The 23,514-nt window shown below is 63.3% G+C and carries 25 protein-coding genes and 1 pseudogene; 23 read left to right on the forward strand and 3 right to left on the reverse strand.

Annotated elements, in window-relative coordinates:
- The first annotated feature begins 320 nt into the window (after positions 1 to 320).
- The 23 genes and pseudogenes from F8O06_RS05050 (at position 321) to F8O06_RS05160 (ending at position 20,611) form a co-directional block, all read left to right on the forward strand.
- On the forward strand, positions 321 to 581 hold the full coding sequence (locus F8O06_RS05050; RefSeq protein ID WP_158037823.1) for a hypothetical protein: 261 nt from the start codon (positions 321 to 323) through the stop codon (positions 579 to 581).
- 67 nt (positions 582 to 648) lie between these two features.
- Positions 649 to 1,014 (forward strand): hypothetical protein, encoded by a 366-nt coding sequence (locus tag F8O06_RS05055; protein ID WP_158037824.1) that lies wholly within the window; start codon positions 649 to 651, stop codon positions 1,012 to 1,014.
- Positions 1,015 to 1,785: 771 nt separating this feature from the next.
- On the forward strand, positions 1,786 to 2,076 hold the full coding sequence (locus F8O06_RS05065; protein WP_158037826.1) for a hypothetical protein: 291 nt from the start codon (positions 1,786 to 1,788) through the stop codon (positions 2,074 to 2,076).
- A gap of 55 nt (positions 2,077 to 2,131) precedes the next feature.
- Positions 2,132 to 2,740 (forward strand): DNA-processing protein DprA, encoded by a 609-nt coding sequence (locus F8O06_RS05070; protein WP_158037827.1) that lies wholly within the window; start codon positions 2,132 to 2,134, stop codon positions 2,738 to 2,740.
- A 382-nt stretch (positions 2,741 to 3,122) separates the two neighbouring features.
- A pseudogene (locus F8O06_RS12545) lies at positions 3,123 to 3,287 on the forward strand (WGR domain-containing protein); the annotation flags it as partial.
- Between the two features lie 54 nt (positions 3,288 to 3,341).
- Entirely contained in the window at positions 3,342 to 4,346 is a 1,005-nt protein-coding gene (locus F8O06_RS05075; protein WP_225733439.1) for a hypothetical protein, read from the forward strand.
- Between the two features lie 633 nt (positions 4,347 to 4,979).
- Positions 4,980 to 6,671, forward strand: a complete 1,692-nt coding sequence (locus F8O06_RS05080) for a GspE/PulE family protein (RefSeq protein WP_192496847.1) — start codon at positions 4,980 to 4,982, stop codon at positions 6,669 to 6,671.
- A 48-nt stretch (positions 6,672 to 6,719) separates the two neighbouring features.
- Positions 6,720 to 7,946 carry a type II secretion system F family protein gene (locus F8O06_RS05085; protein WP_158037830.1) on the forward strand — a complete coding sequence of 409 codons (1,227 nt, stop codon included), beginning with the start codon at positions 6,720 to 6,722 and terminating at the stop codon, positions 7,944 to 7,946.
- Between the two features lie 10 nt (positions 7,947 to 7,956).
- Positions 7,957 to 9,555 carry a pilus assembly protein PilM gene (gene pilM / locus F8O06_RS05090; RefSeq protein ID WP_158037831.1) on the forward strand — a complete coding sequence of 533 codons (1,599 nt, stop codon included), beginning with the start codon at positions 7,957 to 7,959 and terminating at the stop codon, positions 9,553 to 9,555.
- Between the two features lie 31 nt (positions 9,556 to 9,586).
- The gene (gene pilO, locus F8O06_RS05095) at positions 9,587 to 10,249 is read left to right on the forward strand and encodes a type 4a pilus biogenesis protein PilO (protein ID WP_158037832.1); all 663 of its coding nucleotides are present in this window, start codon (positions 9,587 to 9,589) and stop codon (positions 10,247 to 10,249) included.
- The gene (locus F8O06_RS05100) at positions 10,246 to 11,337 is read left to right on the forward strand and encodes a type IV pilus twitching motility protein PilT (RefSeq protein ID WP_318655867.1); all 1,092 of its coding nucleotides are present in this window, start codon (positions 10,246 to 10,248) and stop codon (positions 11,335 to 11,337) included. Before pilO ends, F8O06_RS05100 begins: the two co-directional genes overlap by 4 nt.
- A 9-nt stretch (positions 11,338 to 11,346) precedes the next feature.
- Positions 11,347 to 11,916 carry a hypothetical protein gene (locus F8O06_RS05105; RefSeq protein ID WP_158037833.1) on the forward strand — a complete coding sequence of 190 codons (570 nt, stop codon included), beginning with the start codon at positions 11,347 to 11,349 and terminating at the stop codon, positions 11,914 to 11,916.
- Positions 11,917 to 11,920: 4 nt separating this feature from the next.
- Complete coding sequence (locus tag F8O06_RS05110) at positions 11,921 to 12,622, forward strand: prepilin-type N-terminal cleavage/methylation domain-containing protein (RefSeq protein ID WP_263970007.1); 702 nt, start codon at positions 11,921 to 11,923, stop codon at positions 12,620 to 12,622.
- Positions 12,623 to 12,687: 65 nt separating this feature from the next.
- Complete coding sequence (locus F8O06_RS05115) at positions 12,688 to 13,179, forward strand: hypothetical protein (RefSeq protein ID WP_158037835.1); 492 nt, start codon at positions 12,688 to 12,690, stop codon at positions 13,177 to 13,179.
- 22 nt (positions 13,180 to 13,201) lie between these two features.
- Complete coding sequence (locus tag F8O06_RS05120; protein WP_158037836.1) at positions 13,202 to 13,414, forward strand: hypothetical protein; 213 nt, start codon at positions 13,202 to 13,204, stop codon at positions 13,412 to 13,414.
- Between the two features lie 41 nt (positions 13,415 to 13,455).
- Positions 13,456 to 13,719, forward strand: coding sequence for a hypothetical protein (locus tag F8O06_RS05125; RefSeq protein WP_158037837.1), 264 nt, complete (start codon positions 13,456 to 13,458; stop codon positions 13,717 to 13,719).
- A 1-nt stretch (position 13,720) separates the two neighbouring features.
- Positions 13,721 to 14,485, forward strand: coding sequence for a prepilin peptidase (locus tag F8O06_RS05130; RefSeq protein WP_158037838.1), 765 nt, complete (start codon positions 13,721 to 13,723; stop codon positions 14,483 to 14,485).
- A 74-nt stretch (positions 14,486 to 14,559) separates the two neighbouring features.
- On the forward strand, positions 14,560 to 15,069 hold the full coding sequence (gene ssb / locus F8O06_RS05135; RefSeq protein ID WP_158037839.1) for a single-stranded DNA-binding protein: 510 nt from the start codon (positions 14,560 to 14,562) through the stop codon (positions 15,067 to 15,069).
- Positions 15,070 to 15,141: 72 nt separating this feature from the next.
- The gene (locus F8O06_RS05140) at positions 15,142 to 15,561 is read left to right on the forward strand and encodes an HNH endonuclease (RefSeq protein ID WP_158037840.1); all 420 of its coding nucleotides are present in this window, start codon (positions 15,142 to 15,144) and stop codon (positions 15,559 to 15,561) included.
- Complete coding sequence (locus F8O06_RS12500) at positions 15,558 to 17,879, forward strand: phage tail tip lysozyme (protein WP_192496849.1); 2,322 nt, start codon at positions 15,558 to 15,560, stop codon at positions 17,877 to 17,879. The genes F8O06_RS05140 and F8O06_RS12500 overlap by 4 nt, the downstream gene beginning before the upstream one ends.
- A 21-nt stretch (positions 17,880 to 17,900) precedes the next feature.
- On the forward strand, positions 17,901 to 18,629 hold the full coding sequence (locus F8O06_RS05150; RefSeq protein WP_158037842.1) for a hypothetical protein: 729 nt from the start codon (positions 17,901 to 17,903) through the stop codon (positions 18,627 to 18,629).
- A gap of 377 nt (positions 18,630 to 19,006) precedes the next feature.
- The gene (locus tag F8O06_RS05155; RefSeq protein ID WP_192496850.1) at positions 19,007 to 19,879 is read left to right on the forward strand and encodes a C40 family peptidase; all 873 of its coding nucleotides are present in this window, start codon (positions 19,007 to 19,009) and stop codon (positions 19,877 to 19,879) included.
- A gap of 12 nt (positions 19,880 to 19,891) precedes the next feature.
- Entirely contained in the window at positions 19,892 to 20,611 is a 720-nt protein-coding gene (locus F8O06_RS05160; protein ID WP_158037844.1) for a hypothetical protein, read from the forward strand.
- Here the strand turns inward: F8O06_RS05160 and F8O06_RS05165 are convergent.
- The 3 genes from F8O06_RS05165 to F8O06_RS05175 are packed head-to-tail and all read right to left on the reverse strand — an operon-like array spanning position 20,597 to position 23,461.
- Complete coding sequence (locus tag F8O06_RS05165) at positions 20,597 to 21,604, reverse strand: J domain-containing protein (RefSeq protein ID WP_158037845.1); 1,008 nt, start codon at positions 21,602 to 21,604, stop codon at positions 20,597 to 20,599. The two genes, F8O06_RS05160 and F8O06_RS05165, sit on opposite strands and share 15 nt — an antisense overlap.
- Positions 21,605 to 21,620: 16 nt before the next feature.
- Positions 21,621 to 21,965, reverse strand: coding sequence for a hypothetical protein (locus F8O06_RS05170; RefSeq protein ID WP_158037846.1), 345 nt, complete (start codon positions 21,963 to 21,965; stop codon positions 21,621 to 21,623).
- Between the two features lie 47 nt (positions 21,966 to 22,012).
- Positions 22,013 to 23,461 carry a UvrD-helicase domain-containing protein gene (locus F8O06_RS05175; RefSeq protein WP_192496851.1) on the reverse strand — a complete coding sequence of 483 codons (1,449 nt, stop codon included), beginning with the start codon at positions 23,459 to 23,461 and terminating at the stop codon, positions 22,013 to 22,015.
- Between the last annotated feature and the right edge of the window lie 53 nt (positions 23,462 to 23,514).

The raw sequence follows: 23,514 nt of genomic DNA on the forward strand, positions 1-23,514 counted from the left end.
AGGAGGAAGCAATGTCGTCAGGTTCAGCTGGTCACTGTGAACCGAGTCGCAATGAGAGCGAGGGCTCAAGTTCTACGAGTGACGTGATCTCGTCGACCGATCAGATTCGGTTCCGCGCTAATCAGACCGAGAGCAGCAAGCCATGAGCGAATTGGTCATCTGCGATGCCACGGGCACAGAGATTGGCTGGTATGACCCCGTTGAGACAGTCACCCGAGACGGTCAGATACTGCGATTCACGAACGGGTTCCACGACTACGAAGTTGAAGTGCCAGTCGGCGGATCTTACGCCATTCGACCCATTGAGAGCGGAGCAAGCAATGAGTGAGAAGACACCGACAACTGACGAGATTCGGTTCCGCATCGAGCATGACTGGGAGCCGTACGGAGCCGGGGCGTTCGACCGGTGGCTCGCGAAGCATGACGCTGAGGTACTGCGCGCCAAACCAACCAAGAATGAGGTTATCGCTGCCGCCAAGGTGCTCTACAACACGCTGCTGCCAACGCCTCATCAGCTGCGTAAAGCCCGTCTGGGTCTGATCGCGGCGAGGAAGACCAGGAGCGAGGCGTTCGATGACTGATGAGCATCTTGCCAAGGTCGGTGTTCACCCTCCGACCGGGCACGTGTGGGTGGAGCGAGAAGGAAGTGTGATCGCGCAGGTCTATGACCGCGCGGACGCTGAAGAGATCGTCGCTGCGCTCAATGCGAAGACTGCGCTGGAGCAGACCGACGCGGCGAACGCGCGCGCTGACGGTCTGACGGCAGTGATCGAGCAGGTGCGGGCGGAGGTGGAGGAGCTGCGTCGGCAGGGGTATCCCGTAGGCGCCCTTGTACGTATTCTCGCCACGGCCCCGTCTGCGGCGCTCGCTCACCTGAAAGCCGAGGTGCTCCGGTGGTACGCCGAAAAGCTGATGGCACAAAAGGGGATCACGTTGGCCGATGCGTTGATTCTCAGGCACATGAACGAGGCCGCTGATCAGTTCGAGAGGGAGGCAGGCTGTGAAGCTTCGTGATCGGCTCATCCTTGGTCTGGCAGAACGCATCCTCAAACTTGCCTCGGATGGAACGCGGGAAGACCTGCGCGCGATACTCGCTCAAGGGTCACAGATGGTACGGCAGCAGAGAAGAGACGCGAACACGATCACTGCTGACGAGATCTACGGTAAGCGTGCGTCCGGCCCCCAGGACTAACCGCGCACAGGTATCACCATGAGTGGAATCTCTGGACCTGTACAGATCACCTGCGAGCAGCGGAACGCACTCTTGGGATCACCGATCACACCCGACTGGCATGTGGAGTCCGGGCTCAGCGACCCGAATGGTCAGTTCGGTGAGCCGCGTATCGAGACAACGTGGGGGCGAGGTGATGAGCGCGTCCGCGACGTACGCCACCCTGCGCTGGGTCACTACTCGCCGACCCCGGAGCATCCGGATGTGCGCCCGTGCGAGCACTGGCATTGGGTCGAGAGGGAGGCACCTGATGGTGGCACTGGCGAGCACTGAGCGCCTTGGATCGTCGTTCGGGGCGAGTTCATGGACGACTGGGAGGTAGACCGCAGTGACAGCAATACAGCGAAGCACCATCCAGATACCAGCGGACCTTCGCCGTCGAATCAAGCAGCGCGCGGAAAGGTCTGGCGTCTCCGTCACCCAATGGGTGGAGGTCGCTCTGGAACGACAGCTCGAGTACCGGACCAGGCGCGAAGGAAGCCTCATGAGAGCGGCCGCGCATATCCTGCGCTACCGAGACAGACCCGAATGAGCCCGACGGCAGGGGAGAGACAATGACCACACACGACGACCAGCGTTCAACGTCCGATCGCGCCCGACGACACTTTCGCACCACAACGGCTCTCGCTGTGGCAGCAGCAGCAGCAGCAGCAGCAGCACTGTGCCTGACCGGATGCAGTCCCACGGGCGGCAGCAAGACCGAGGTCACCGACGGCAACAGCAGTGCGAACCTCGTGGTCCAGCATGTGAATGTCGACGGCCGGGATGTGACCTGCGTGGCGATGCTCGGAGCGAAGCGAGGTGGGCTCTCCTGCGACTGGGAGCACGCCGAGCACCGTCGATAGTGGCGAGCACCGTCTGGCGCTGGATCTGCAGGATGTCCCCGCGCACATCTGGTGCATGACTGAGACACAGAGCCTCCCGACGAATCTGATGAACACGCTGCATGTGAGCGCTGGTGCAGCGAAGCTGCTCCGCCACACCGGACCGCGTGTGGTGATCACTGGTTCCCGTTCCGCGAGTGGCTACGGCGTCGAAGTCGCAAGACTCATGGTGGAACAACTCGCCGGGACGAACGCCGTCGTCCTGACCGGCGGCGCCTATGGCATCGACGCAGCCGTCATGGATGCCTGCTTCAGCCTCGACCTGCCACACGTTGCCGTCCTCGCTCACGGCCTGGACAGGTTCTACCCGGCCGGGAACGCCGAGCGTCTTAGTCGGACACCCCGCGTGAGCCAGTACGGGGAGGGCACTGCGCCGACACGTGCTCGGTTCCTGGAACGTCTGCAGCTGCTCGCGCAGCTCGCTACGCACATCGTGGTCATCGAGAGCGGTGTACGTGGTGGAAGCATCGGGCTGGCGCACGCCGCATCAGGGACGCTCACACGTGTCGGCGCAGTGCCTGGCCCGGTGACTTCAGCGCAATCCGCTGGCTCGAATGCCCTGCTCGCGGCCGGTGCCGACCTGGTCACCCCTGCAACCTTCCGCGGCTGGGTTGAGGCTTGTTGAGTTCCGCGCATACCCCAGAGGACACCACCAGAGGGGGAGACTATGGGAACACATGCATTGCCTGAGCCGGACGTGACGACCGCGATCACAAGTGAGAGTGTTCTGTCGAGGTACGTTGCAGGCGCCCAAGCTGTCGACGGAATCGAGCCGGAGCAGGCTCAGGAGAACTTCGAGGCCTGGAGAGCCAGCATCAGGGATCGCGCTCTCAGAGACGCCGGTGACGCACTCCTGGAGCTGTCCCGGCAACGCATGTCAGACACGGTCGCCGGCGACCATGATGCCTTTCGGGAGTGCCAGACACTGCACCGTGCGTACATGGTCATCCGCAAGCTCTGACGCGCAGTCCGCGCACATATGGTCCATGAGTGTTCAGCGGACCATGATGATCAAAGTCTCGGCTCAAGCCAACAACAACAAGTTCTACGAAGTCATTTGTGACGGGGATACGGTCACAAAACGGTGGGGGAGAGTCGGTTCATCTGGCCAGTGTCAGTCGCTCAATGGCGGCATCAGTCTCTATCGAAAGACGATCAGATCGAAGGGTTCGCGAGGGTATGTGATCGTAGAGGATGGTGCTACGAATGCGGTCGCTGAAACCGCAGTGAGCGCCGCTGCACATGAGCAGCTTTCTGCCGTCAATGACGACGAACTCTCGCGACTGATCGACTATCTGGTCAGCTCGAACAAGCATCAGATCGCGGACTTCTCTGGCGGTCGAATCACCGTGAACGGGGCCGGCAAGGTTGAGAGTGCGCTCGGGCCGGTTATGCCTTCCAGCGTCGCCCGGGCGCGGGCTCTGATCGCCCGGATGGCGGTGGAGCCGAGCAGGCGTCTGCCGTTGGTCGAGGAGTATCTGACGCTCATCCCGCAGCGCGTGCCGCGTGGGTGGCAGGAGAGTTTCGGCGCGTCAGCTGAGCATCGCAGAAAGCAGCTGGACTTTCTCGACCAGCTGGACGCAGCAGTCCATCAGCAGAGCATCCCGGACAGTGGGCAGGCCGGCCAGCTGTTCAACATGCGTCTGCGGCCGTTGGCCGACGCTCACGAGGAGCAGCGTGTGCTGCGGCTCTTCGAGGCCGGGCGGCACAGCAGTCATCGGTCCTCGTCGCTTCGGGTTAGACGCATCTGGAAGATCGAGCATGATGAGGCTCGAACGGCTGAATGGGAGAGCTTGGCTTCCACGGCCGGCAACGTCCGTGAGCTGTGGCACGGAACACGTGTGCACAACGTGCTCTCCATCCTGCACCAGGGGCTCGTGGTTCCGGCATCAGACGGCAGCGACAGCATCCAGATCACCGGGCGAATGTTCGGTGACGGTGTGTACCTCTCGGACCAGTCGACGAAGAGCCTGAACTACTCCGCCGGGCTGTGGGCGGGTGCACATCAGCCGCACTGCTGCATGTTCCTGACGAGGACGGTGCTCGGTCACGAATACCGCCCGTATCAGAATGGCGGGTGGCGGGGTTCGGCCAGTGTCCGAGAAGCACATGCCGGTGGGTTTGACTCGATCACAGTCAAAGGCGGTACTTGCGGGGTGAGGAACAACGAGATGGTGGTCTGGCGTCCAGAGCAGGTTCTGCTGTCTCATCTGGTCGAATTTGACCGTTGAACGTGCCGCCAGCGGCTCCCTTGGGAACCTGTATGCTCTCTCTCGCTAGGTCGAGAGCATAACATTCCGGAAAACCGCCACACAACCCCCGGAACCCGTGAAAACCATGTGTGGGACGCGATCGAAGGCCACCCGCGCTACAGAAACGGGCCGAACCGCAGAAGAAGCGCACCGGGGCCGAAAAACTTTTAGGCTCTCCCCGGCTCGCACGGGGAGAGCCTAACACATTTCCGCCGTCACCGCTGTCACCACCCTGTCACCACCCCTCGGGTGACGCTACATCCCAGTAATCATATGGGAAGCAGGGGTCTGTCACCGCTGTCACCACGATTGGGGGACACCCCCTCCAGATGAGAGGAAGAGAGGGAGGGAGAGACCCTCCTATATCTCTCTCTTACATGAGGTCTACAAAAAGTGGTGACAGTGGTGACAACCCCCTCCTGCCCAGTCCGCAGTAGGGCTCCGCTGTCACCACACCACCGGTGACACCCTGGTGACACCGGTGACAGCGGAGCTGGAGCTGGAGTCGTTACAGCGGTGACAGGAACACAGCGACTGTCATTCCAGCCCTGGGCTGGACCCGGTGCCTGTGGGGCGGCGAATGTCGGGCAGCCGTTCGCATAGGTGCTGGGCGTGAACACCACCAACCCACTCATCACTGCACTCCAAGCCGATGGGGTCGCACCCTCAGCTCTCGCTCGAGTGCCGGAGGAGAGCGCGCAGTCATCGTCAGGTACGTTCTCCTGGCTGCTCGACAACGGCGGAGTCGACGACTCGAGGCTGGCGGCGGTCGCATCCACGATTTCTCGGATGCCTACCGCTGACGTTCCGAGCGCTTCTCAGATCGACCAGGAGGTTGCCCGGCTCATTCCAGGGAAGCTCGCCAAACGGTATGCCCTGCTGACCGTCGCCGACGACGGTCACACGATCGACCTGATTGTCTCGAACCCTTTCGACCGGATGGGCATCAACGAATGCTGCGTCGCAGCCGGTCGGCGAGCTCGACTGTCTGTTGCACCCCGCTCGAAGATCCTTGAGACGGTCACGGAGATCTACCGGTCGGATCAGAGCGAGGCGCTCGACTCGCTTGGCGAGGACCTCAAGCAGCAGCTGGTCTCACAACGCACTGACTCCGGTGATGACCGTCCAGGAGATGATTCGCCGGTCGCTCGGCTGGTGAACGTCATGATCCAGCAGGCTGTCGATGACGGGGCAAGTGACATCCATGTGCAGCCGACCGGCGAGGATGTCGTCGTCCGGCATCGCATTGACGGTGTGCTCCGCAATGTCGCCAGGCATGAGCGCGCTCTGCACAGTGCACTCATCAACCGTTTGAAGATCGTTTCGAACCTGGATATTGCGACCAGAAACACTCCTCAGGATGGCCGGTTCTCTGCACGAACCGCGAACGGAACGATCGACATTCGACTTGCGCTGTTTCCGACAGTGCACGGTGAAGCGGCCGTCATGAGATTGCTCACTCATGGTTCCGCACCGATGTCGATTGAGGATCAGGAGTTCGCACCGAAAGCGTTGGCATCATTCCGAAGTGCATACCATTCTTCGTTCGGCCTGGTGCTGGTGACCGGACCGACCGGTTCAGGCAAGTCCACGACACTTCATGCCGCGCTTTCAGACATCAACGACCCCGGCGTGAACATCATCACCGTGGAAGACCCGGTCGAGTTCCGGTATCCGGGCGTGAACCAAATTCAGGTCAACGAGAAGCAGAACCTCACGTTCGCGACAGCTCTGCGTTCGATCCTGCGCGCCGACCCGGATGTGCTGCTCGTCGGTGAGCTCCGTGACCAGGAGACCGCATCCATCGCGATCAACGCGGCGCTCACCGGTCACCTGGTGCTGTCGACGCTGCACACCAATGACGCCTCCGGAGCGGTCGGACGTCTCATCGAGATGGGTGTGAAGCCGTTCCTGCTGTCGTCAGCCCTGCGAGCGGTGGTCGGCCAGCGTCTGCTCCGTCGGCTGTGCCCGCAGTGCCGCCATAAGGTGAGCGTCACACTCGGGCAGCTGCGGCAGATGGGGTTCCACTTCCGCGCCGACGCCGACGCCGGACTGCGGATGAGTGTCTTCGAGCCGGTCGGTTGCGACCGCTGCGACGGCACCGGCTACCTCGGGCGGCTGGCCATCCGTGAGGTCATGCCAGTCGATGAGGACATGGCGCTGATGATCGCCACCGGGCGCCCGAAGGAGGAGCTGCAGGCACACGCGATCGCTCACGGAATGGACACCATGCGCATGGACGGTCTGCGTAAAGCGCGGGCCGGCGCAACGTCCCTCGCGGAGATCCTGCGTGTTGTCGGGTGACGCTACGCATAGGGATTCGTTGTTGGCAGCTGATGCAGAGGAGAGCTGATGCCGAAGTTCAAGTACGTTGCTCGTGACCGGCACGGTCGCCGCAAACGAGGGAGCGACCACGCCACCAGTCAGGAGGCTCTCGCGAAGCGCATCTCGGAGCGCGGCGGAACTCTTCTGAGCGCTCACGAGGTCAGTGACTCGGCGCTCAACAAAGACATCAACATCCCGGGTCTGAGCGGCGGGTCGGTCAAGCCGAAGAGTCTGGCGATCGTCGCCCGACAGCTTGCCACGATGGTCGGTGCCGGACTTCCGCTCTCGGAGGCCCTGCGGATCGTCTCGAACCAGTCCGAGTCCAAACCGCTTGCGGCGGCACTCACGTCCGTGCGCACAGAGGTGACCGCTGGAACGAGCTTCTCCGAAGCGCTCAGCGAGCACCCGACGGTGTTCCCGCCGCTGTTCATCAGTCTGGTCCAGGCCGGTGAGGTCTCGGGAGAGCTGGCACGCACGCTGCATTCCGCGGCTGGTGCGTTCGAACGTCAGCACAAGCTGCAGGCGAAGATCAAGTCGGCGATGACGTACCCGCTGATCGTCCTGGCGATCGCATTCATCGCGGTCATCGGCATCGTGTGGGTGCTTGTGCCGAAATTCGAGGACATGTTCGCCACCCTCGGCGGGGCTCTCCCTCTGGCCACACAGCTGCTCGTCAACGCCAGCCATCAGATGTTCTGGCTCGGCCCGCTCCTGATCGTCCTGGCCTTGGGCGGCATCATCTTCGTTCGCACGTGCCGGAACAAGGACTTCTTCAGACGCCGGTGGCATCCGGTCCTGCTGAAGCTGCCCATCATCGGGACCCTTGCGCGGAAGCTCGCGGTCGCCCGCTTCTCGGACGCGCTGAGCCTGCTGACGAACGTCGGGGTCCCGATGCTGTCCAGCCTGCAGCTGGTCGGGCACGCATCGAACAACTGGGTCGTGGAGAAAGTGACCGACGAGATGGTCGAGCAGATCCAAGCTGGACGCTCCGTCTCCGGGGCGATGAGTGACCAGGAAGTGTTCCCGGAAATGGCGACAGAGATGATCGGTGCCGGCGAAGCCAGCGGTGACCTTCCGGTCATGCTCGACAAGGTCGCGGAGTTCTACAACGACGACGTGACCGAGGCGACCGAGCAGCTCACATCCATCATCGAGCCGATCATGATCGTGGTCCTCGGCGCAGTCATCGGCGGCATCGTCGTCTCCCTGTACCTGCCGATGTTCCAGATCAACACCCTCATCTCGAACAGCTAGGAGCACACCTGTGGCCATCATCACCAGCAGACGAACCGTCGGCCTCGACATCAGTCAGCGTGGCCTGCGCCTCGCCGAAGCGCATCTCGACAAAGGCACCCCGGTCGTCGACTCGTACGTCTCACGGGTGCTCCCTGAGGGGATCGTCTCCGAGGGCGCGATCATCGACAGCGAACGTTTCAGCGAGATCCTCCGGGAAGCGTTCGAGGCGGGGAAGTTCTCGTCGAGGAACATCGCCGTCGCCACGTTCGGCCGCCGAACGGTGATCAGAGAGATCACCATGCCGCGGCTCAGCCGCCAGGAGACCCGTGCAGCACTGGCGGTCCACGTTCCGACGGAGGACCCGCTTCCGTTCGACGCCGGTGAGGCCATCTTCGACTTCATCCCAGTCGAGGACGTCAAGTCCAGCTCGAAGCCGAAGATGCGAGGCATGCTGGTCGGCTCCGCCGCACAGCCGGTCATGTCGATCATCTCCGCCGTGAAGGCGGCAGGACTGCGTGTCGTCGCTGTCGACTCAGGACCGATCGCCGTTGTTCGTGCCGTGCCCGATGCTGTGTCGGCTGGTGACTACATCCTCATCGACATTGGCCGCTCGACGTCATCGGTCGTGTACGTCTCCGGCGGTCGGCCACGTCAGGTGGAGCTCACGATGGACGGCGGCGACATCGTCACCGAGCGCCTCATGGAGAAGCTTGGGCTCACACGAGGGGCCGCGGAGAAAGTGAAGCTGACCCGTGACCCGAACGTCCTGGAACGCTACAGAACACAGTTCCAGGAGGTGCTCGACGACACCGTGACCGACATTGCGTGGTCTGTCGAGGGCATCATGCAGGAGCACGACAGCATCGGCCAGCTTGTCCTCACCGGCGGCGCCGCACGTCTGCACGGCATCGAGCGCGCATTCGCCGACCGCTTCCAGGTGTCTGTGTCCGCGCCGGAGTTCACCTCGGACGAAGGGGAGGAGGTGTCGCTGGTCGCTGTCGGCCTGTCACTGCATGACCGTGGCGCATCAGCGAACCTGCTGCCGCATGAGGTGAGCGCCAAAGCGAAGCTGTCGAAAGCCGCGGCGACCAGCATCGTCACAATCGCGGCCAGCGCACTGCTCGTCGGCGCTGTCGCCGGTATCACGGGTGCGAAGGCCTCAGACGCTCAGAACCAGTTGGACGCGACGACGTCCATGAACACACAGCTGACAGCTGAGTATCAGCAGGTCGCAGACGCGGAGAAGACCGCCCGTCGGGTGGCGCTGCTGACCACGGACCGGACGGCGGCCACCGCTGTCGAATCAGACTGGTCGGACATCTTCACTCGCATGAACGCGGTCACACCCGCGGGCATGGACATCAGCGCGTTCACGATCAACAACTTCGGCTCATCGGGGTCGGGTGCGGAGAGCGGCGGGGACGGCATGAGCGTCGCCGTGTCGACGACGAGCAGCACGCTGCCGGACCTGACCGCCTGGCTGAACGCGCTCAAATCGAACCCGGACGTGCTCTCAGCGAAGGTCACGAGCTCTGAGCGCAACCAGACCACCGGCCAGTACCAGACGAGCGTCACAGTGGCGCTTTCGCCGACGTTTACCTACCGGTTCGTGCCGGAGCAGCAGTGACCAGACCGAGTTTCAACGAACAGAGGAAGCCATGACATCGAAGAAGACAGCCGGTGCAGCCAGCATCCGCAAACTCGTGCTGCCGATCATCGCGATTGCTGCGATTGGCGGGTCTGTCGCGCTGGGGATGGCGAACATCTCGGCAGCGAACGATCGGACCAGCCAGGCCCAGACCGTCCAGGGGCAGAACGACAAGCTGCAGCAGCAGGTCGACCTCGGTCGTGAAGCCTCAGAGCGGATCACCGAACTGACATCGCAGCGGGACACGCTGACTGCTGCCGTGCCGCCGACCCTCGACCAGGAGGGGTTCCTCGCCGAGCTCTCCGCCATCGGCTCCAAAGACGGCATCAACATCGACGGCCTGACCCTCGCAGATGCTGTGGACATGTCGTCCCTGGCGCCGCAGATGACTCAGGCACTGCAGTCAGTCTCACCGGAGGCAGCGCAGAAGGCTCAGGCAGCCAGCGATGCGCTCACTGAGGCTACAGGCAACGGTCTGCAGGCCGTTCCGGTCTCCGTGACGGCCTCAGGTGAGTACCGGAACATCTCCTCGTTCATCTCCGGCGTCCAGCACGCGAACCGCATCTTCTGGGTCGACGGCGCCGACATCCAGGCGCAGAAGTCCGGTGAAGCCCCGTACCGAGTCGTGCTCAGCGGTTACATCTTCGTCGCCCCGGACGGTGATGCGAAGTGAGCGTACCCGCTGAACAGTGGCACAAACTGCTCCGGTACTGCCTGGATCGAGTGGTCGAACAGGGAGCGAGCGACCTGCACATCGCCTCCGATGAGATCCCCCTCTACCGGGTGAACGGTGAGCTGCATCCTGTGCCCGGGCTGGAAGGCAAGGAATGGCCGGACTCGGTGATGCGTGACGTGATCGCGACCATCACCACCGAGGACCAGCTCGGTCAGCTGCGCCGTGACAAGGAGCTCGACTGTTCGATCGACTTGTCAGAGGAGACCCGTTTCCGTGTGAACGTCCACTATCAGGATCACGGGGTCGGTGCGGTGCTTCGGCAGATTCCCACGCATGTGGCGAGTCTGGAGTCGCTTGGAATGCCGTCGGTGCTCCGGAAATTCGCGAGCCTTCCACGCGGTCTGGTGCTGGTGACTGGGCCGACCGGGTCGGGAAAGTCGACGACACTCGCCGCAATGATCGACTTCATCAACTCCTCTCGACGCGAGCACATCATCACGATCGAGGACCCGATCGAGTTCGTTCATCATTCGAAACGCAGCTTCATCACGCAGCGCGAGGTCGGACGCGACACGGACTCGTTCCCTGAGGCGCTGAAACGCGCTCTCCGCCAGGACCCCGATGTCATCCTTGTTGGCGAGATGCGTGACCTGGAGACGATCTCGACGGCGATCACAGCTGCGGAGACCGGTCACCTGGTGTTCTCCACACTCCACACGCAGGACGCGCAGCAGACCACGGATCGCATCATCGACATGTTCCCGGCCGCGCGTCAGGAGCAGATCCGTCAGGAGCTCGCGGCCACACTCCGCGGCATTGTGACGCAGACGTTGGTTCCGGCGACTTCCGGCGGTCGCGTGGCAGCTCACGAGATCATGGTGTGCACTCCGGCGATCGCGAACATGATCCGTTCGGGGACCACCCATCAGATGCTCTCGGCCCTGCAGGCAGGGGCGAAGCTCGGCATGCACACGCTCGACCAGCATCTCGCAAGCCTGGTCAACAAGAACAAGATCACCCGGCAGTCGGCTTTGAACGTCTGCCACAGCCCCGAGACTCTCGCTGGATACCTGTCGAACGCATAGGGAACAGTCATGATCAGGAAAATCCTGCGACATGAGCAGGGGGACACACTCGCTGAAGTGGTTGTCTCCATGTTCATCCTCGCCCTGCTGGGACTCGCACTGCTGCCACTGCTTACGTCCGTGGCGGTGAGCGGCTCTGGTGTCGGCTCCCATGACCGATCCGCGCGAGCCCTGGAGCTTGGGGTGAACGCGGTTCAGGATGCCTCGAGTCGAGCGTCGATGCAGGATGCGGATCTCCGTGGCGGCAGCGAGTACACCATTCGCTGTTCGATCTTCACCACGGAGCTCAGCAGGTCTGTAGCAGATCAGAAGCCGGATACGGTGCTTCGGGTCGACCTGAAGCCGAACCGGTCGCAGCTGGACAAGCCGGAGCGCACGCTCTGGTTCAACCCGGCGACAGCCACCACCAGCGGCGACTACTCGCAGCTGTGCACAGACATGAACTCGATGCTGCAGCTGACGGAGGTGCCGTTCCGGGCACAGGTCACCACATGCACGAGAGCAGGCCAGACGGTCTCTCAGTGCACTGCAGCTGGCGGACGAACCCGCACGGAGGTGACCACGATTGTCAAGAAGTAACACGATGCGGCAGGCGCTTCGCCGGTGTGCCGGTGACCAACGAGGAATGACGTTGGTGGAGACGCTCGTCTCCATGGCTCTGATGCTGATCGTCATCCTCACGATCGGCGGACTGGTGAACTCGAGCGTCACAGTCACGAAGACCGCGCAGAACAGAACGAGGAACGTCACTGACTCGAACATCGTCGCGCAGGCGATTCAGAACGGGGTGAACGACTCATACGGTGTCCTGTATGGCGACGATGCCCGGGCACGGTTCCCGGGCGGCTCAGAATCTGATGTGAACGCAGTGATCGCTCTGACCCGTGACCGCGCGGCCGGCAACTGGCAGTGCCGGGCATGGGCGTACGAGCCGTCGACGAAGACCCTCTGGTCGAAGACGAGCGCCGTCATCGGTCAGAACACTGCCGGGCTCCCAGCGGGTGCGCAGACCGGCTTCTCACGTCCGGCGAACGCCTCCGAGGACGGGTACCGCGCCGCCGGTTGGCAGCAGATCGCCAAGTCGGTGACCCCGCAGAGCGGCAAGACGACCCCGTTCGCCGTCGACACGGTCCGCCGTGCACTCGGTGATGCCGCCAGCTCCATCGACCTTCACTACGTGATCGGGGCTGGCACAGCCGCAGCGCGGACATCGACCCTGGTCTCAGTGGACAGCGGGTACGGCAACGGAGATACCGACAAGGTGGAGGGCACATGCCGAAGCTGATCAGCAGACTGCACCGAAAGCTCCGCCGAGCAGAGGGTGTGACTTTGGCAATGGTGGTCATTGCCATGTCGGTTCTTGCGGTGCTCGCCGCCGGGCTGACCGTGTCACTGCGTTCGACGACCGGCACCGCGTCGGACTCCGACGCTCGATACCAGGCACGAGATCTTGCCTACTCGCTCAACGAGCTCGGAGTGCATCAGGCACGCTACGTCGGAGTGCCGGACTTCGCACCAGGCAAATGCTACTGGTGGTCGAAGTCCGGCGCGCAGCCGGCGAACACTGCAGGATGCACGAAGCTCACATCCTTCTCGACGTCCCAGGCATCCGATGCCATCACTCGTGGTCTGTTCCCGGCCGGTGCGTCAGGCAACGTGATTCTCCGCTTCGAAGACCCACGGTCCGCGAACCCGTCGATCGGAGCGTCCGCGGAGCCGTCGGGCTCAGCGGTCTACGCACGCATGGTGGTGACCTCGAATACGACGATCGCGTCCAAGGGCGCCAACAGCCAGGACCAAAGCGCCTCGCAGACCAGCGTCTACGACATCACGTTCGGGTGAGCCGCCCGCGCACAGGAGGCGCATGAGCATCCCAGAGCCCGCAGCACTGCCCACCCAGCTTGAACAGTGGCCGAGCCAGCCTGAACGCCCCGCAGCCACGAAGTCTGCGTGGCACCGGCTGAACGAACGGCACCCGCTGCTGAAGCCCACCCTCGACCTGCTGTACTGCGCTCTCGGAATCATCGGCGGCTGGGCTCTGCTGTGTGCGCTGGCTATCTCAAGCCTGCCCGCATAGGCGAGCTGGTACGAACAGCTGACCGAGAGAGAGGACGCAGGATGGAACAACCGACTGCCATTGAGATCATTGAGCATGACGGGCGAATCTACCTGTCTGTCCTGACCAGCGAGGGAACCGCCGCGGTGGAAGCCGTCCCATCACTGGTGGACTGGGTGTTCGAACCCGTCACCGAAGCTGACGCGAAACTGCTGGAGAACCAGTCGATCGACTGGGCAGCACAGACCGCCCGCCTGCGTCGCCGCGAGGCCGCAAAGACGCACGCGATACGGTCACACCATCCGACGTCCACAAGGTGGAGATGACGTGCTTGCACTGATCGCCGTCTTCGGGCTCGTCGTCGGAAGCTTCCTCAACGTCGTCATCCTCCGAACCCCAGCGGGGGAGTCCGTGGTCGTGGGGCGCTCACACTGCACGTCATGTGGTGAGACGCTCAGCTGGTGGGAGAACGTCCCGCTGATCTCCTGGCTGGCGCTGAGGGGAAGATGCTCGCACTGCCGTTCCCCGATCAGCGCGAGGTACCCGCTCATCGAATCCTCCACGATGGTCCTCTGGATGCTCCTCTGGCGCCTCACCGAACCGGGCGACATCGCTGACATCTCCCGGTTCGTCCTCCTGGCTTCGACGGCGAGCATTCTGCTGGCGGCCACATGGACAGATCTCGACACCGGGCTCATTCCGAACGCTCTGACGCTGCCGTCGACGCTGATCACCGTTGAACTCGTCATCCTGTGCGCCATTCTCGCCCCGAACGACGGTGGCTTCACGCGCGGCGCTGTCGTCGGGGCGCTTGCATACACGCTTCCCATCGCGCTGTTCGCTCTCTTCGGGGGCATGGGTATGGGGGATGCGAAACTCGCGCCACTGCTGGGCATGACGCTCGGGGCTCTGGGCATCGAGTACCTGGCGGTCGGAATGGTCGCACCCTGGTTTCTCGCGCTGCCGGCGGCGATACGTGTGATGCGAACCAGCCGTCGGGCGAAGCTGGTGTTCGGTCCCGCTCTCGCCGCCGGCTGGCTGGTGGCGGTCATTGCCGGGCCGCAGATCGTTCGTCTGTGGCTCCGCGCATAGGGGGAGGGAGCGGCCGGGAGGTCCGGACGCATCGCCATCAGGCGAAGAGAACACATAACGAGAAAGAACACATCATGGCGAACAATGTTCAGACCTTCTACGGAAATGTCACTGCCGACCCCGAACTGCGCTACACCCAGAACGGCACCCCCGTGGTTTCGTTCACGATCGCCCAGCAGAACGGTCACTTCGACCGTCAGAAGGGCGAATACGTCGACGAGCAGGCCACCTTCCTGCGTGTGAGCGCATGGCGAGGCCTCGCCGAGAACATCGCCGCATCACTACACAAGGGGCAGCGCGCGATCGTCATCGGCGTACTGAAGCAGAACGACTACGAAGACCGCGAGGGCAACAAGCGCACCGGGTTCGAGGTCACCGCTGATGACGTCTCCGCCTCACTGCTGTACGGAAAGTCCGAGTTCACGAAGGTGAACCGCAGCCAGAGCCAGGGCAACGGCGGTCAGCAGGCACAGCCGAACCAGGCGGCTCAGCCGGCCCAGAACAACCAGCCTGCCCAGAACACTCAGGCATCGTCAGCTCCGGCTGCTCCCGCTGCGGACGACGATGACGACGACGACTTCTGATCAGGTCTCGCCCTGAGCTGAGCGGAGGGTCTCACGGGAAACCGTGGGGCCCTCTTCGCATATAGGAAGGGCATGGGCTTTTCAGACGTGCCGTGGGCGGTGATCGCACTCGTCGCGCTCGTCATCCTCCTGCTGGCACAGTCGCGGCAGTCCAGAAGGAATCATCGGCGCCAGACCGATCCTCAGCGAACGTTCACGAAAGAGCAGCGGCAACGAGGCGCGTACCGGTGCGGCGGCCAGTGCGAGCACAAGTCTTTGCTGGGGCGCCGCTGCACCAGGCCCGGGGAACACGGCGACCACATCTACCCATGGTCTTTCGGCGGTGCGACGGCCATGTCGAACTACCAGCACCTGTGTGCCCGTCACAACCTCGCCAAGTCAAACCACGTTCCTTCGAAGCTCTACATCTGGCGGCTGGAACGTCGACGCAGGCACTACTTCCCGGAGGGTGAAGACCCCCGGGTCGAATGGCGGATGGGACGGGCGAGATGACGACGACGATCACACAACGACTGTCGCGTGCACTGGCGGTGCTGCTCTCAGCGCTGACAGTCATCGCATCGTTCGCAGCGGGCGTGATCCTGACCCCAGGGCATCAGACGCCGAAACCCGCCGATCTCAGCAGAACCGCAATGATCGCCGACGGTATCAGCCCGTCACTCATCGCCCGCGCGGAGGCAGCGACACTGGACGGTCAGGCTCCACACACTCCGGCAGCGGCTGACGTCACACCCGACGACGTCACACAGAACCCTGGCGCGCTCGATCAGCTGTTCACACAGCGTGAGAACGACCGGGTGACGCTGAACAGCATCGAACTGTCATGGATGCTTGCTGCCGGCCAGGAGCTGCAGTCCAAAGGAGTGAACCTCTACAGCAGCACCGAGACGAAGTGGAAGATCGGCGTCGCCCTGCAGGTGCTCGACCCGGACTCGACGAAACGCCACATGACCACTGACGCCCGGTACGTGCCGTCGGCGGACGACAACCACTATGAGCTGCCACCGGAAGCCGAACGGACCTCGGACGTCAAACAGCGCATCGAGGACACGAAGAAGCTCTATGTCGCTCTCGGTCGTATCGCCGGGCTCGACGAAAGCAAGTCAGAGCAGGTCTACACCACCGGCCTGCGTTGGGCTCTCGGACAGAAGGCCACCTGCGCTCCCAGCAACGGCGGCGGCAACGGCAAGCTGGAGGGCAACAGCAACCTGGAGAAGATCTACAGCTGGCTGATGACCGGCCCCGGCTACACCCCGGAGCAGGCGTCTGGAATCGTGGCAAACATCAAACACGAGTCCGGGGGAGACCCGACCGCGTCGAATGGGTCGTTCAGCCCGAACACGGCCTGGGGCGTCGCGCAATGGTTCCAGGCCCGGCATTGGAAACTCCGTGACGAGGTCAAAGCTCAGCTCGGCGACAAGTTCTATGTGGGCGACAAGTCGAACCCCCCGGCAAGTGAGGTTCTCACGCCGGAGGAGATGGACAAGCTGCTGGTGTTCCAGCTCGAGTACCTGCAGCGGGAGCTGGAATCGTCTTCCTACAAGTACATCGACACCGCGATTCGTGCCGTGAGCACCCCAGAGGAAGCCGCAGCGATCTGGTGCCGCGAATTTGAGCGGCCCGGCAACTACGGCTTCGAGGTTCCACGCCGCCAGAAAGCCGCAACCGAATGGTACGCAGCGCACCAGGGACAGAGCGCGCCGTCGACGGACTCCGGCTCTTCCGGGGGCTCTGACAGCGGGAGTATCGCCCCGAAGACCAGCTCGAACATCTCCCTGTACGGTGACTCACTGTCTGTCGGGATCATCAGCAAATGGATCGGCAAGACAGTCGACGGCGCGTGGACCAGCGATCAGGCTGGCAACAGCGGGAACTCCTACCGTGGCGGTTGGGCGAAAGTCGGCGCCACGTCTGCCGCGGTCGCTGACAACGCAAAACCCGTCGACGGTGCAGACGTCGCCGTCGTGATGGCCGGCACGAACGACCAGGGCTCATGGGGCTCCGGCGGTCAAGGCCCGGTCGGGAATGTCGAACGTGCGCTGAAAGCCACCGGCCAGAGCAACCTGGTCGTCGCCGCTGTGGCGCCGTCAGACGCGAACGGTGCCGGGTCGAAGACCTACAACGACGCCTTGAAGCAGATGGCCGATCGCAACAGCTGGCGTTTCGTCGATCCGTGGACGGAACTCCGAGCCGATGACGGACGATACAAGGACGAGTACCGCGCAGACGGAATCCACCCGAACGATGCGGGCTACCAGAAGGCCGCAGACGCGCTCTCGGCGCAGATCAGCAGCGGCAACAAGACGGTCGCTCAGACATGCAGCCCTAGTGGTAGCGGAGACGCCGGCGGTCAGGCACCACAGTTCGTCGGTGACATCGCCATGCCGTTGGCCGTGATGATCCGTGGCTCGAACTACGGTGCCCGCGTCCACCCGATCACCGGGCAGCTGCGCTTCCACTACGGCACCGACTACCCGGTGCCCACCGGCACGGCGACATTCGCTATCGCCGACGGGATCGTACACAGTGCTGGGCCGCTGGGCACCTGCGGCAATGCGATCGAGATCTTCCACAACATCAACGGCAGTCAGATCGCCACCCGGTACTGCCATCTCAGCAGCATGGAGGTCTCCGCCGGTGACACGGTGAAGAAGGGGCAGGAGATCGCGAAGTCAGGCAACACCGGTGGTTCGACCGGCCCTCACCTGCATTTCGAGGTGAGAACGTCCTGGGCATTCCCGAACGATTGGGTGACGGCATGCAACTCCGTCGACTCGGATGCCTGGCTGAAAGCACAGGGGCACAGCTGAACGCACGCATAGTGACTGGGTATGCAGGCACTGAGCACATGGGTGAACGAACACCGTAAGACGACTGTCGCCATCGGACTGGTCATCGCGATCGCGCTTGTGGCTGGTCTGTTCATCGCCCGTCAGGCACGCTGGCAGGCAGATCAGGATCAGCAGGAGCAGCGCAACCAGAGTGCGGCTGAGGTGCCGAGCGCTGAACGGCCGGGGGATGAGCCGATCGGCGGATACGAAGCTGACGTCCCCGACGAGATTCCGGTTGACCCAGCCGCCCGGAACAGGGTCCAGCAGGCGAGGGTGGAGGCCGCTGCCGGTTTCACTCAGCAGCAGATGCGTCGCGCTCAGCTTGCTGCGCTGTCAATGTCACGGTACATGAGCCAGGAGACGCAGGATCAGCGGATGGCTCGCCTCGCCCAGTACTACGCAGCTGGTGCGGAGGGGACTGACACCACCGACCCCGTACTGCGCTCACAGCGGTACCTCAACATGGTCGGGGCCGTGGAGGAAACCACCTCCGTCATCGGGTCAGCAGGGTCAGGGTTCGTCGACGTCACCGACAAGCTCGGCAACGGCGTCCCGTACGCTCAGGTTCTCGTGCCGATCGACTGGAAGGCCGAGATCACGCTCGATGGCGCTGAACCGCTCACGTACATGGGTTCCGCGACCTGGACCGTCTGGGTGCCCTACTACGAGGCCGACGGGGACAAGGCCGTAGCGGTCGTCGAGCCGGATCGCGGGAGCATCGGGATATGAGCGGCACCCCGAAGGTTCCCTCCAAGGGAGTCTCGAAAGTCCCCGGCAAGACCGGCGGCTCACCAGCTGTGCGAGGCAAAGGCTCGACACCAGAGCTCACCAGACGCACCCCGGACGGGTCGACGGCAGCGCGACCAGCAAGAACCGCCCCGAACGTTCAGCGGACACCGTCGGAAGTGCCGGCAAGACAGCAGGGAGCTGCGCGTCAGGGGTCTGCCGGCCGAGCCCCCGCCGGTCGGAGGGCAGACGGCTCGCCAGAGGAAGCGCAGTCCTCCCCTCAGGCTGCGGCAGAGCCAAGTGCCTCGGCAGCCGGTGGTGCTTCGAGCAAACCGATGGGGGCCAAGTCGCGCGCTGCTGAAGCCGGGCACCACGAGCCCGTGGATGAGCATCAGAACGGTGCGACCAACGCAGCGGGCGCAGCACTTGAGGCCTCCGGTCTGTCTGGCACCGCGCGTGGCGTGACCGGACGCATGTCCGACGGTTCGAAGATGGATGCCGCCCAGCGTGGCATCTCTATCGCATCGGACTATGTGCCGATCCTTCGCGACGTGGCGAAGCTCCCGCAGTTCGAAAAAGTCATCGGGACGATGAACAACAGGCGCTACCTGGTGGCGGTTGGTTTGTCTGTTCTGGGGCCGTTCCTCCCTGCGGTCGTGATCTTCATGATCGTCGCCGCCATCGGCATGTCTGGGGTCAGCACCCAGACGAACGCGCTCACACAGGCGGCCTCGAAAGTGCAGGAGGAGGCCGCCCCGAAAGACAAACAGGTCCAGGCACAGGAATGCGTCACCGGTACCAACGCGTCCAAGACCGACGACTCGGCGAACGGTTGTGACCAGGTGACCGTCACCTCGGCCAACGGCGGCAGCTCGTCGAATGAGCTCGGAACTGCGTCGGCTGACCGGCAGGCGGTCGTTGAGTATGCACGCCAGTTCCTGGGGGTGCCCTACACCTGGGGAGGCAACAACCCCGATGAAGGCATGGACTGCTCGGGCTACATGGTGTGGATTTTCAAGCACTTCAACATCAGCCTCCCGAGAACAGCTGAAGCCATGAGGGACTCAGGCAAATCCGTCTCCAGAGATCAGCTGAAGCCGGGGGACCTGATCGTCTGGACAGATCATGGGCATGTCGCCATGTACGTCGGCGACGACCGAATGGTTGAGGAGCCGAAACCGGGTCTCAGCGCACGTGAGGTGCCGTTGCGTGACCTGGATCGGGTCATCTTCCGCAGCATCATCAACGACTGAGAAGAGCAGGCAATGGACATTCAGCAGTGGATGAAGGATCACCGTCGGATGGTGACTGTGGTGGTCATCATCATCGTTGCGGCCGTGGTGGTGACGCTGGCCGTCATGCGGACGGCCGTTGGGCGCCAGCAGGCCGGGGGAGGGCAGACGCCCGACGCTGTGGCAGTGGCACCGTCTGGAGATGCCGACGCCGGCAACGACGACACTGCACAGCCGGGCTCTGCAGCCAGCGGAGACAAGCGGCAGCAGACACTCGACGATCTCGACCGTATTCGTTCCTTGAAGGGCGCCGGGGTCGCACCCGGTGAGCTCGAGCTGGCTGGACGGGCAGCCACTGAATTCCTGCAGTACAGTTCCGAGGAAACGGACGGCGACCGGGCAACGAGGGTGGCCAGCATCCTTGAGGACGCACCGTCGGACAAGCCCTCGATCGCCGCAACAGTACTCGGACGTCAGGGTGTCCAGATCCTCAAGCTGCAGGGACAGGTCACGAACACGGCAGTCTGTGATGTCAGCGATTACCGGCAGGATGGTGTCGTCGACGCCGAGGTCTGTGTGACTGTCTCCTGGCAGGCGCACGTCAGCATGAAGGACGGCACAGGCCTTGCCGACCACACTGAGTCCGGTGAAGGCACGTGGATCGTCACCGTTCCGTATGAGCGAAGCGTCACACGGGCGCTCACCCTTCGAGAGCCCTCATCAGCTGATATGACCTGGTCAATGGATCGTTGAGCGGGCGAACAGGTCAGGCAGACGTTCGATTCGACGCAGGTCGGAGAGCGCCAGCAACGCCTTCGGCGGCGTCCGGATCAGTGTCTGGGTCGCCGACTTGTTGAGCACCAGGCAGGTGCGGGGCTGGACGGCTTCGGGATGATCCCAGAGCATCGTCTCCAGCTCATCTCCGCCGTCCACGTCGACGAGCAGCACCAACGGGCGACCCGACTCGGTCAGCTCCAGCTGCTGGACCATCCACACGACTCGGCCGCCAGCGTTGTTCCGGAGCCTGACGATCGCTGACGCAGAGCGTTTCGCGAGCACCACGTTCAGCGCACTGAGCAGCAGGAACGTCCCGGCCAGCACCAGCGTGGCGAGTGACGCAAGCCCCACACGCAGCAGCATGTCGGTGTCAGCACCGAGCCCCACGAACCCGGCCGCCGGAATGGTGATCACCCCGGCCGCACGTTTCGGGGGCGTCAGGCTTCGGGCTCGAAGAATCAGCGCACCGATCACACCAAAGACCAGCGGGGCGACGAAGGCCTCGCCGCACAACAGAGCGACGGCCAGCGCACCGATCAGGAAGGCAACACCGGGCAGGACCAGCCAGGTGAGTGTGCAGCGGCGGAGACGGTTAAGGTCAACCAGGTCACCGAGCGTCAGCTGGGCTGTTGCTGCCGCTGGCTGGCGCGGCGCAGTCGTCTGGCGAGGCATCTGTCCGGGTTCGGCTGTCGTCGGAGGAGACTCGGGGGCAGCTGTTTCATGGAGCCCGGTCTCAGCAGCAGGCTCTGAGGGGTTCGGGTGGTCTCTGTCGTAGCGGCTGCGCAGCTCGCTCGTGCGGATCAGGTTGTAGGCGGCGTTCACCTGTGCAGTTCTTTCGGCGCCAGATTCACCGACAAGATCTGGGTGATTCTTTCGGACCTGCGCTTTCCAGGCGGCGCGGATCACTTCGTCGTCGGCATCATGCGTGACACCGAGGGTCTGATACGGGTCGCTCGACTCTTCGCTCATAGTGTTTGCCTTCGTCTCAGATGAACAGGTACACGGACAGTCCGATCAGCGTGACGACGAGCTTCGCGATCGCAAACCAGATCGGCCGGCCCGGCAGCTCGGGGTGACGGCGTCGGAGCAGAATCGTCCGCGCCCCGGCATGCAGAGCTACCGGGAGCACGAGCAGACTCGCTGACCAGAACAGCAGCGCGAACCCGCTCGCGTAGACCGTGAGACTGTCGCCGAATCGGAAATAGGTGCCGATGAGCAGGAGGCCCAACGGCCAGCTGATCCGGGACCGGTACCGGATCAACAGCTCCCGGGGAGTCAGATCCGGCCATGCGAACGTGCGCAGGTAGCTGAAGATCCTCTGATGGAGCATCGGCTCCTGGGCCGATGGGTGATGCTTGGGTCTGCTCATGCCGGGTTCTATGCGCGACCGTCGGCGACCGCCATCGCATCCAGGTGACGTTTCGCCCGTGTGACGGCAACGTAGTTGACCATCGCCTCCTCAGGAGGCAGGCCTTCTTTCCGGTTCGCATCGAGCATGTCGGTGAAATCCGAGGCGAGCCTCACATGCCGCCACTCTCGACCTTTGGCCTGATGGCAGGTGGTGACAACGACGTCTGCGTCCTCTTGAGCGGCTGCGGCATCCAAGGCGGCTCGAATTCGGTCGCTGCCGTAGGAGTCGACGATGGCCACCTGGCCCCGGAGCTCCATCGGGCATTCCGGCTGCTCGGAGAACTCGATCACCTGCTCCCAGCTTTGGAACTGCGCGAAGTCCGCGTTCGACGTGAAATGACGCTCGAGAAGGTCTTCCGCCACGCGGGCGACCTTCATCATCCCCTCTGTCTTCGACTCACCGACGATGCCGACGCAGATGCCCTGATCCTGCATCTTCAGCATCTCTTCGATCATGCGGGCGTTCGTTCGACAGATGACCACGTTCGGCGTGCGATGGCTGTGATGGTCGAGCCAGACACTGGACTTCGGTCGCATTCCGGTGATCGTCCTGCTGTCGCCGAGTCGCGTCAGCCAATAGTTCGCTTCGTCAGCGATCGCCTGACCGAACCGGAACGAAACGGTCATTGGAAGATGGTCGCCAGAGAACGAGTCCAGGGCATCCACAGCGCCCCTCCACCCGTACAGCTGCTGGGCGGAGTCACCGACGGTGACCACCTGAGTGTCCGTCTGTTCGGCGATCACTCCGACGAGCACAGGGTTCGCGTCCTGGGCTTCGTCGAAGAGGATGAAGTCCTGGTCGAACTTCGGGTGCGACATGGCCCACATCTTCATGATCTGATCGTGCGTGACCGGTGTCGCTGCATCGGACTGCTGCGCTGATGACCAGATCTGGCCGGCGATGCTGAGGATGAGCGGCGCCATCCGCTCCTGCTGCTGAACGTCCAACACCATGAGCTCGGGGTAGGCGACGTCCTGAGCGGTGATGCTCTCCCGGTTCGACTGGCAGAACGCCTGAACAGTACGAAGCCCCAGATGCATTGTCTGCCATGAGCTCAGACGCACCTCCCCGTCGGAGTAGGGGATCGCACCCCAGCATGACTTCCGTGTCTTCGCGTCCGGAAGCCGGCCGGCGATCCGATCGCGGCTTGGCACCCCGAGCGCGTGGTAGGCAAGGGAGTTCGCGGTAGCCACCCGTGTCGTGGTGGGGAAGACTCCACGTGCGTCTTTGGCGACATGCCGGTTGTAGGCGAGGTAGAGGCCGGGGTGGCCGCTGCGCTCGGCCATCGTGCGCAGAATGGTGGTCTTTCCGGAGCCAGCGCAGGCCTCGATCGACAGCCTGCGGCCGGCGGCGAAGGCATCGAGGATGTTCTGCTGCTCATCGGTGAAGGTGAGCTGTGCTGGAGTCTGAGTCATGCTCACATGTGTGCGCGGAAGCTCACGTGGCGCGCGCCGCATAGGTGTGTTCT

Source organism: Pseudoclavibacter sp. CFCC 14310, assembly GCF_008831165.1.
Classification (GTDB): Bacteria; Actinomycetota; Actinomycetes; order Actinomycetales; family Microbacteriaceae; genus Pseudoclavibacter_A.

What these genes read in the sequence shown, in the direction of transcription:
- F8O06_RS05050 (WP_158037823.1), top strand. Translation starts at nt 321, where the DNA reads ATGAGTGAGAAGACACCGACAACTGACGAGATTCGGTTCCGCATCGAG.
- F8O06_RS05065 (WP_158037826.1), top strand. Translation starts at nt 1,786, where the DNA reads ATGACCACACACGACGACCAGCGTTCAACGTCCGATCGCGCCCGACGA.
- F8O06_RS05070 (WP_158037827.1), top strand. Translation starts at nt 2,132, where the DNA reads ATGACTGAGACACAGAGCCTCCCGACGAATCTGATGAACACGCTGCAT.
- F8O06_RS05085 (WP_158037830.1), top strand. Translation starts at nt 6,720, where the DNA reads ATGCCGAAGTTCAAGTACGTTGCTCGTGACCGGCACGGTCGCCGCAAA.
- pilO (WP_158037832.1), top strand. Translation starts at nt 9,587, where the DNA reads ATGACATCGAAGAAGACAGCCGGTGCAGCCAGCATCCGCAAACTCGTG.
- F8O06_RS05105 (WP_158037833.1), top strand. Translation starts at nt 11,347, where the DNA reads ATGATCAGGAAAATCCTGCGACATGAGCAGGGGGACACACTCGCTGAA.
- F8O06_RS05110 (WP_263970007.1), top strand. Translation starts at nt 11,921, where the DNA reads ATGCGGCAGGCGCTTCGCCGGTGTGCCGGTGACCAACGAGGAATGACG.
- F8O06_RS05115 (WP_158037835.1), top strand. Translation starts at nt 12,688, where the DNA reads ATGTCGGTTCTTGCGGTGCTCGCCGCCGGGCTGACCGTGTCACTGCGT.
- F8O06_RS05120 (WP_158037836.1), top strand. Translation starts at nt 13,202, where the DNA reads ATGAGCATCCCAGAGCCCGCAGCACTGCCCACCCAGCTTGAACAGTGG.
- F8O06_RS05125 (WP_158037837.1), top strand. Translation starts at nt 13,456, where the DNA reads ATGGAACAACCGACTGCCATTGAGATCATTGAGCATGACGGGCGAATC.
- ssb (WP_158037839.1), top strand. Translation starts at nt 14,560, where the DNA reads ATGGCGAACAATGTTCAGACCTTCTACGGAAATGTCACTGCCGACCCC.
- F8O06_RS05140 (WP_158037840.1), top strand. Translation starts at nt 15,142, where the DNA reads ATGGGCTTTTCAGACGTGCCGTGGGCGGTGATCGCACTCGTCGCGCTC.
- F8O06_RS12500 (WP_192496849.1), top strand. Translation starts at nt 15,558, where the DNA reads ATGACGACGACGATCACACAACGACTGTCGCGTGCACTGGCGGTGCTG.
- F8O06_RS05150 (WP_158037842.1), top strand. Translation starts at nt 17,901, where the DNA reads ATGCAGGCACTGAGCACATGGGTGAACGAACACCGTAAGACGACTGTC.
- F8O06_RS05160 (WP_158037844.1), top strand. Translation starts at nt 19,892, where the DNA reads ATGGACATTCAGCAGTGGATGAAGGATCACCGTCGGATGGTGACTGTG.
- F8O06_RS05165 (WP_158037845.1), bottom strand. Translation starts at nt 21,604, where the DNA reads ATGAGCGAAGAGTCGAGCGACCCGTATCAGACCCTCGGTGTCACGCAT.
- F8O06_RS05170 (WP_158037846.1), bottom strand. Translation starts at nt 21,965, where the DNA reads ATGCTCCATCAGAGGATCTTCAGCTACCTGCGCACGTTCGCATGGCCG.
- F8O06_RS05175 (WP_192496851.1), bottom strand. Translation starts at nt 23,461, where the DNA reads ATGACTCAGACTCCAGCACAGCTCACCTTCACCGATGAGCAGCAGAAC.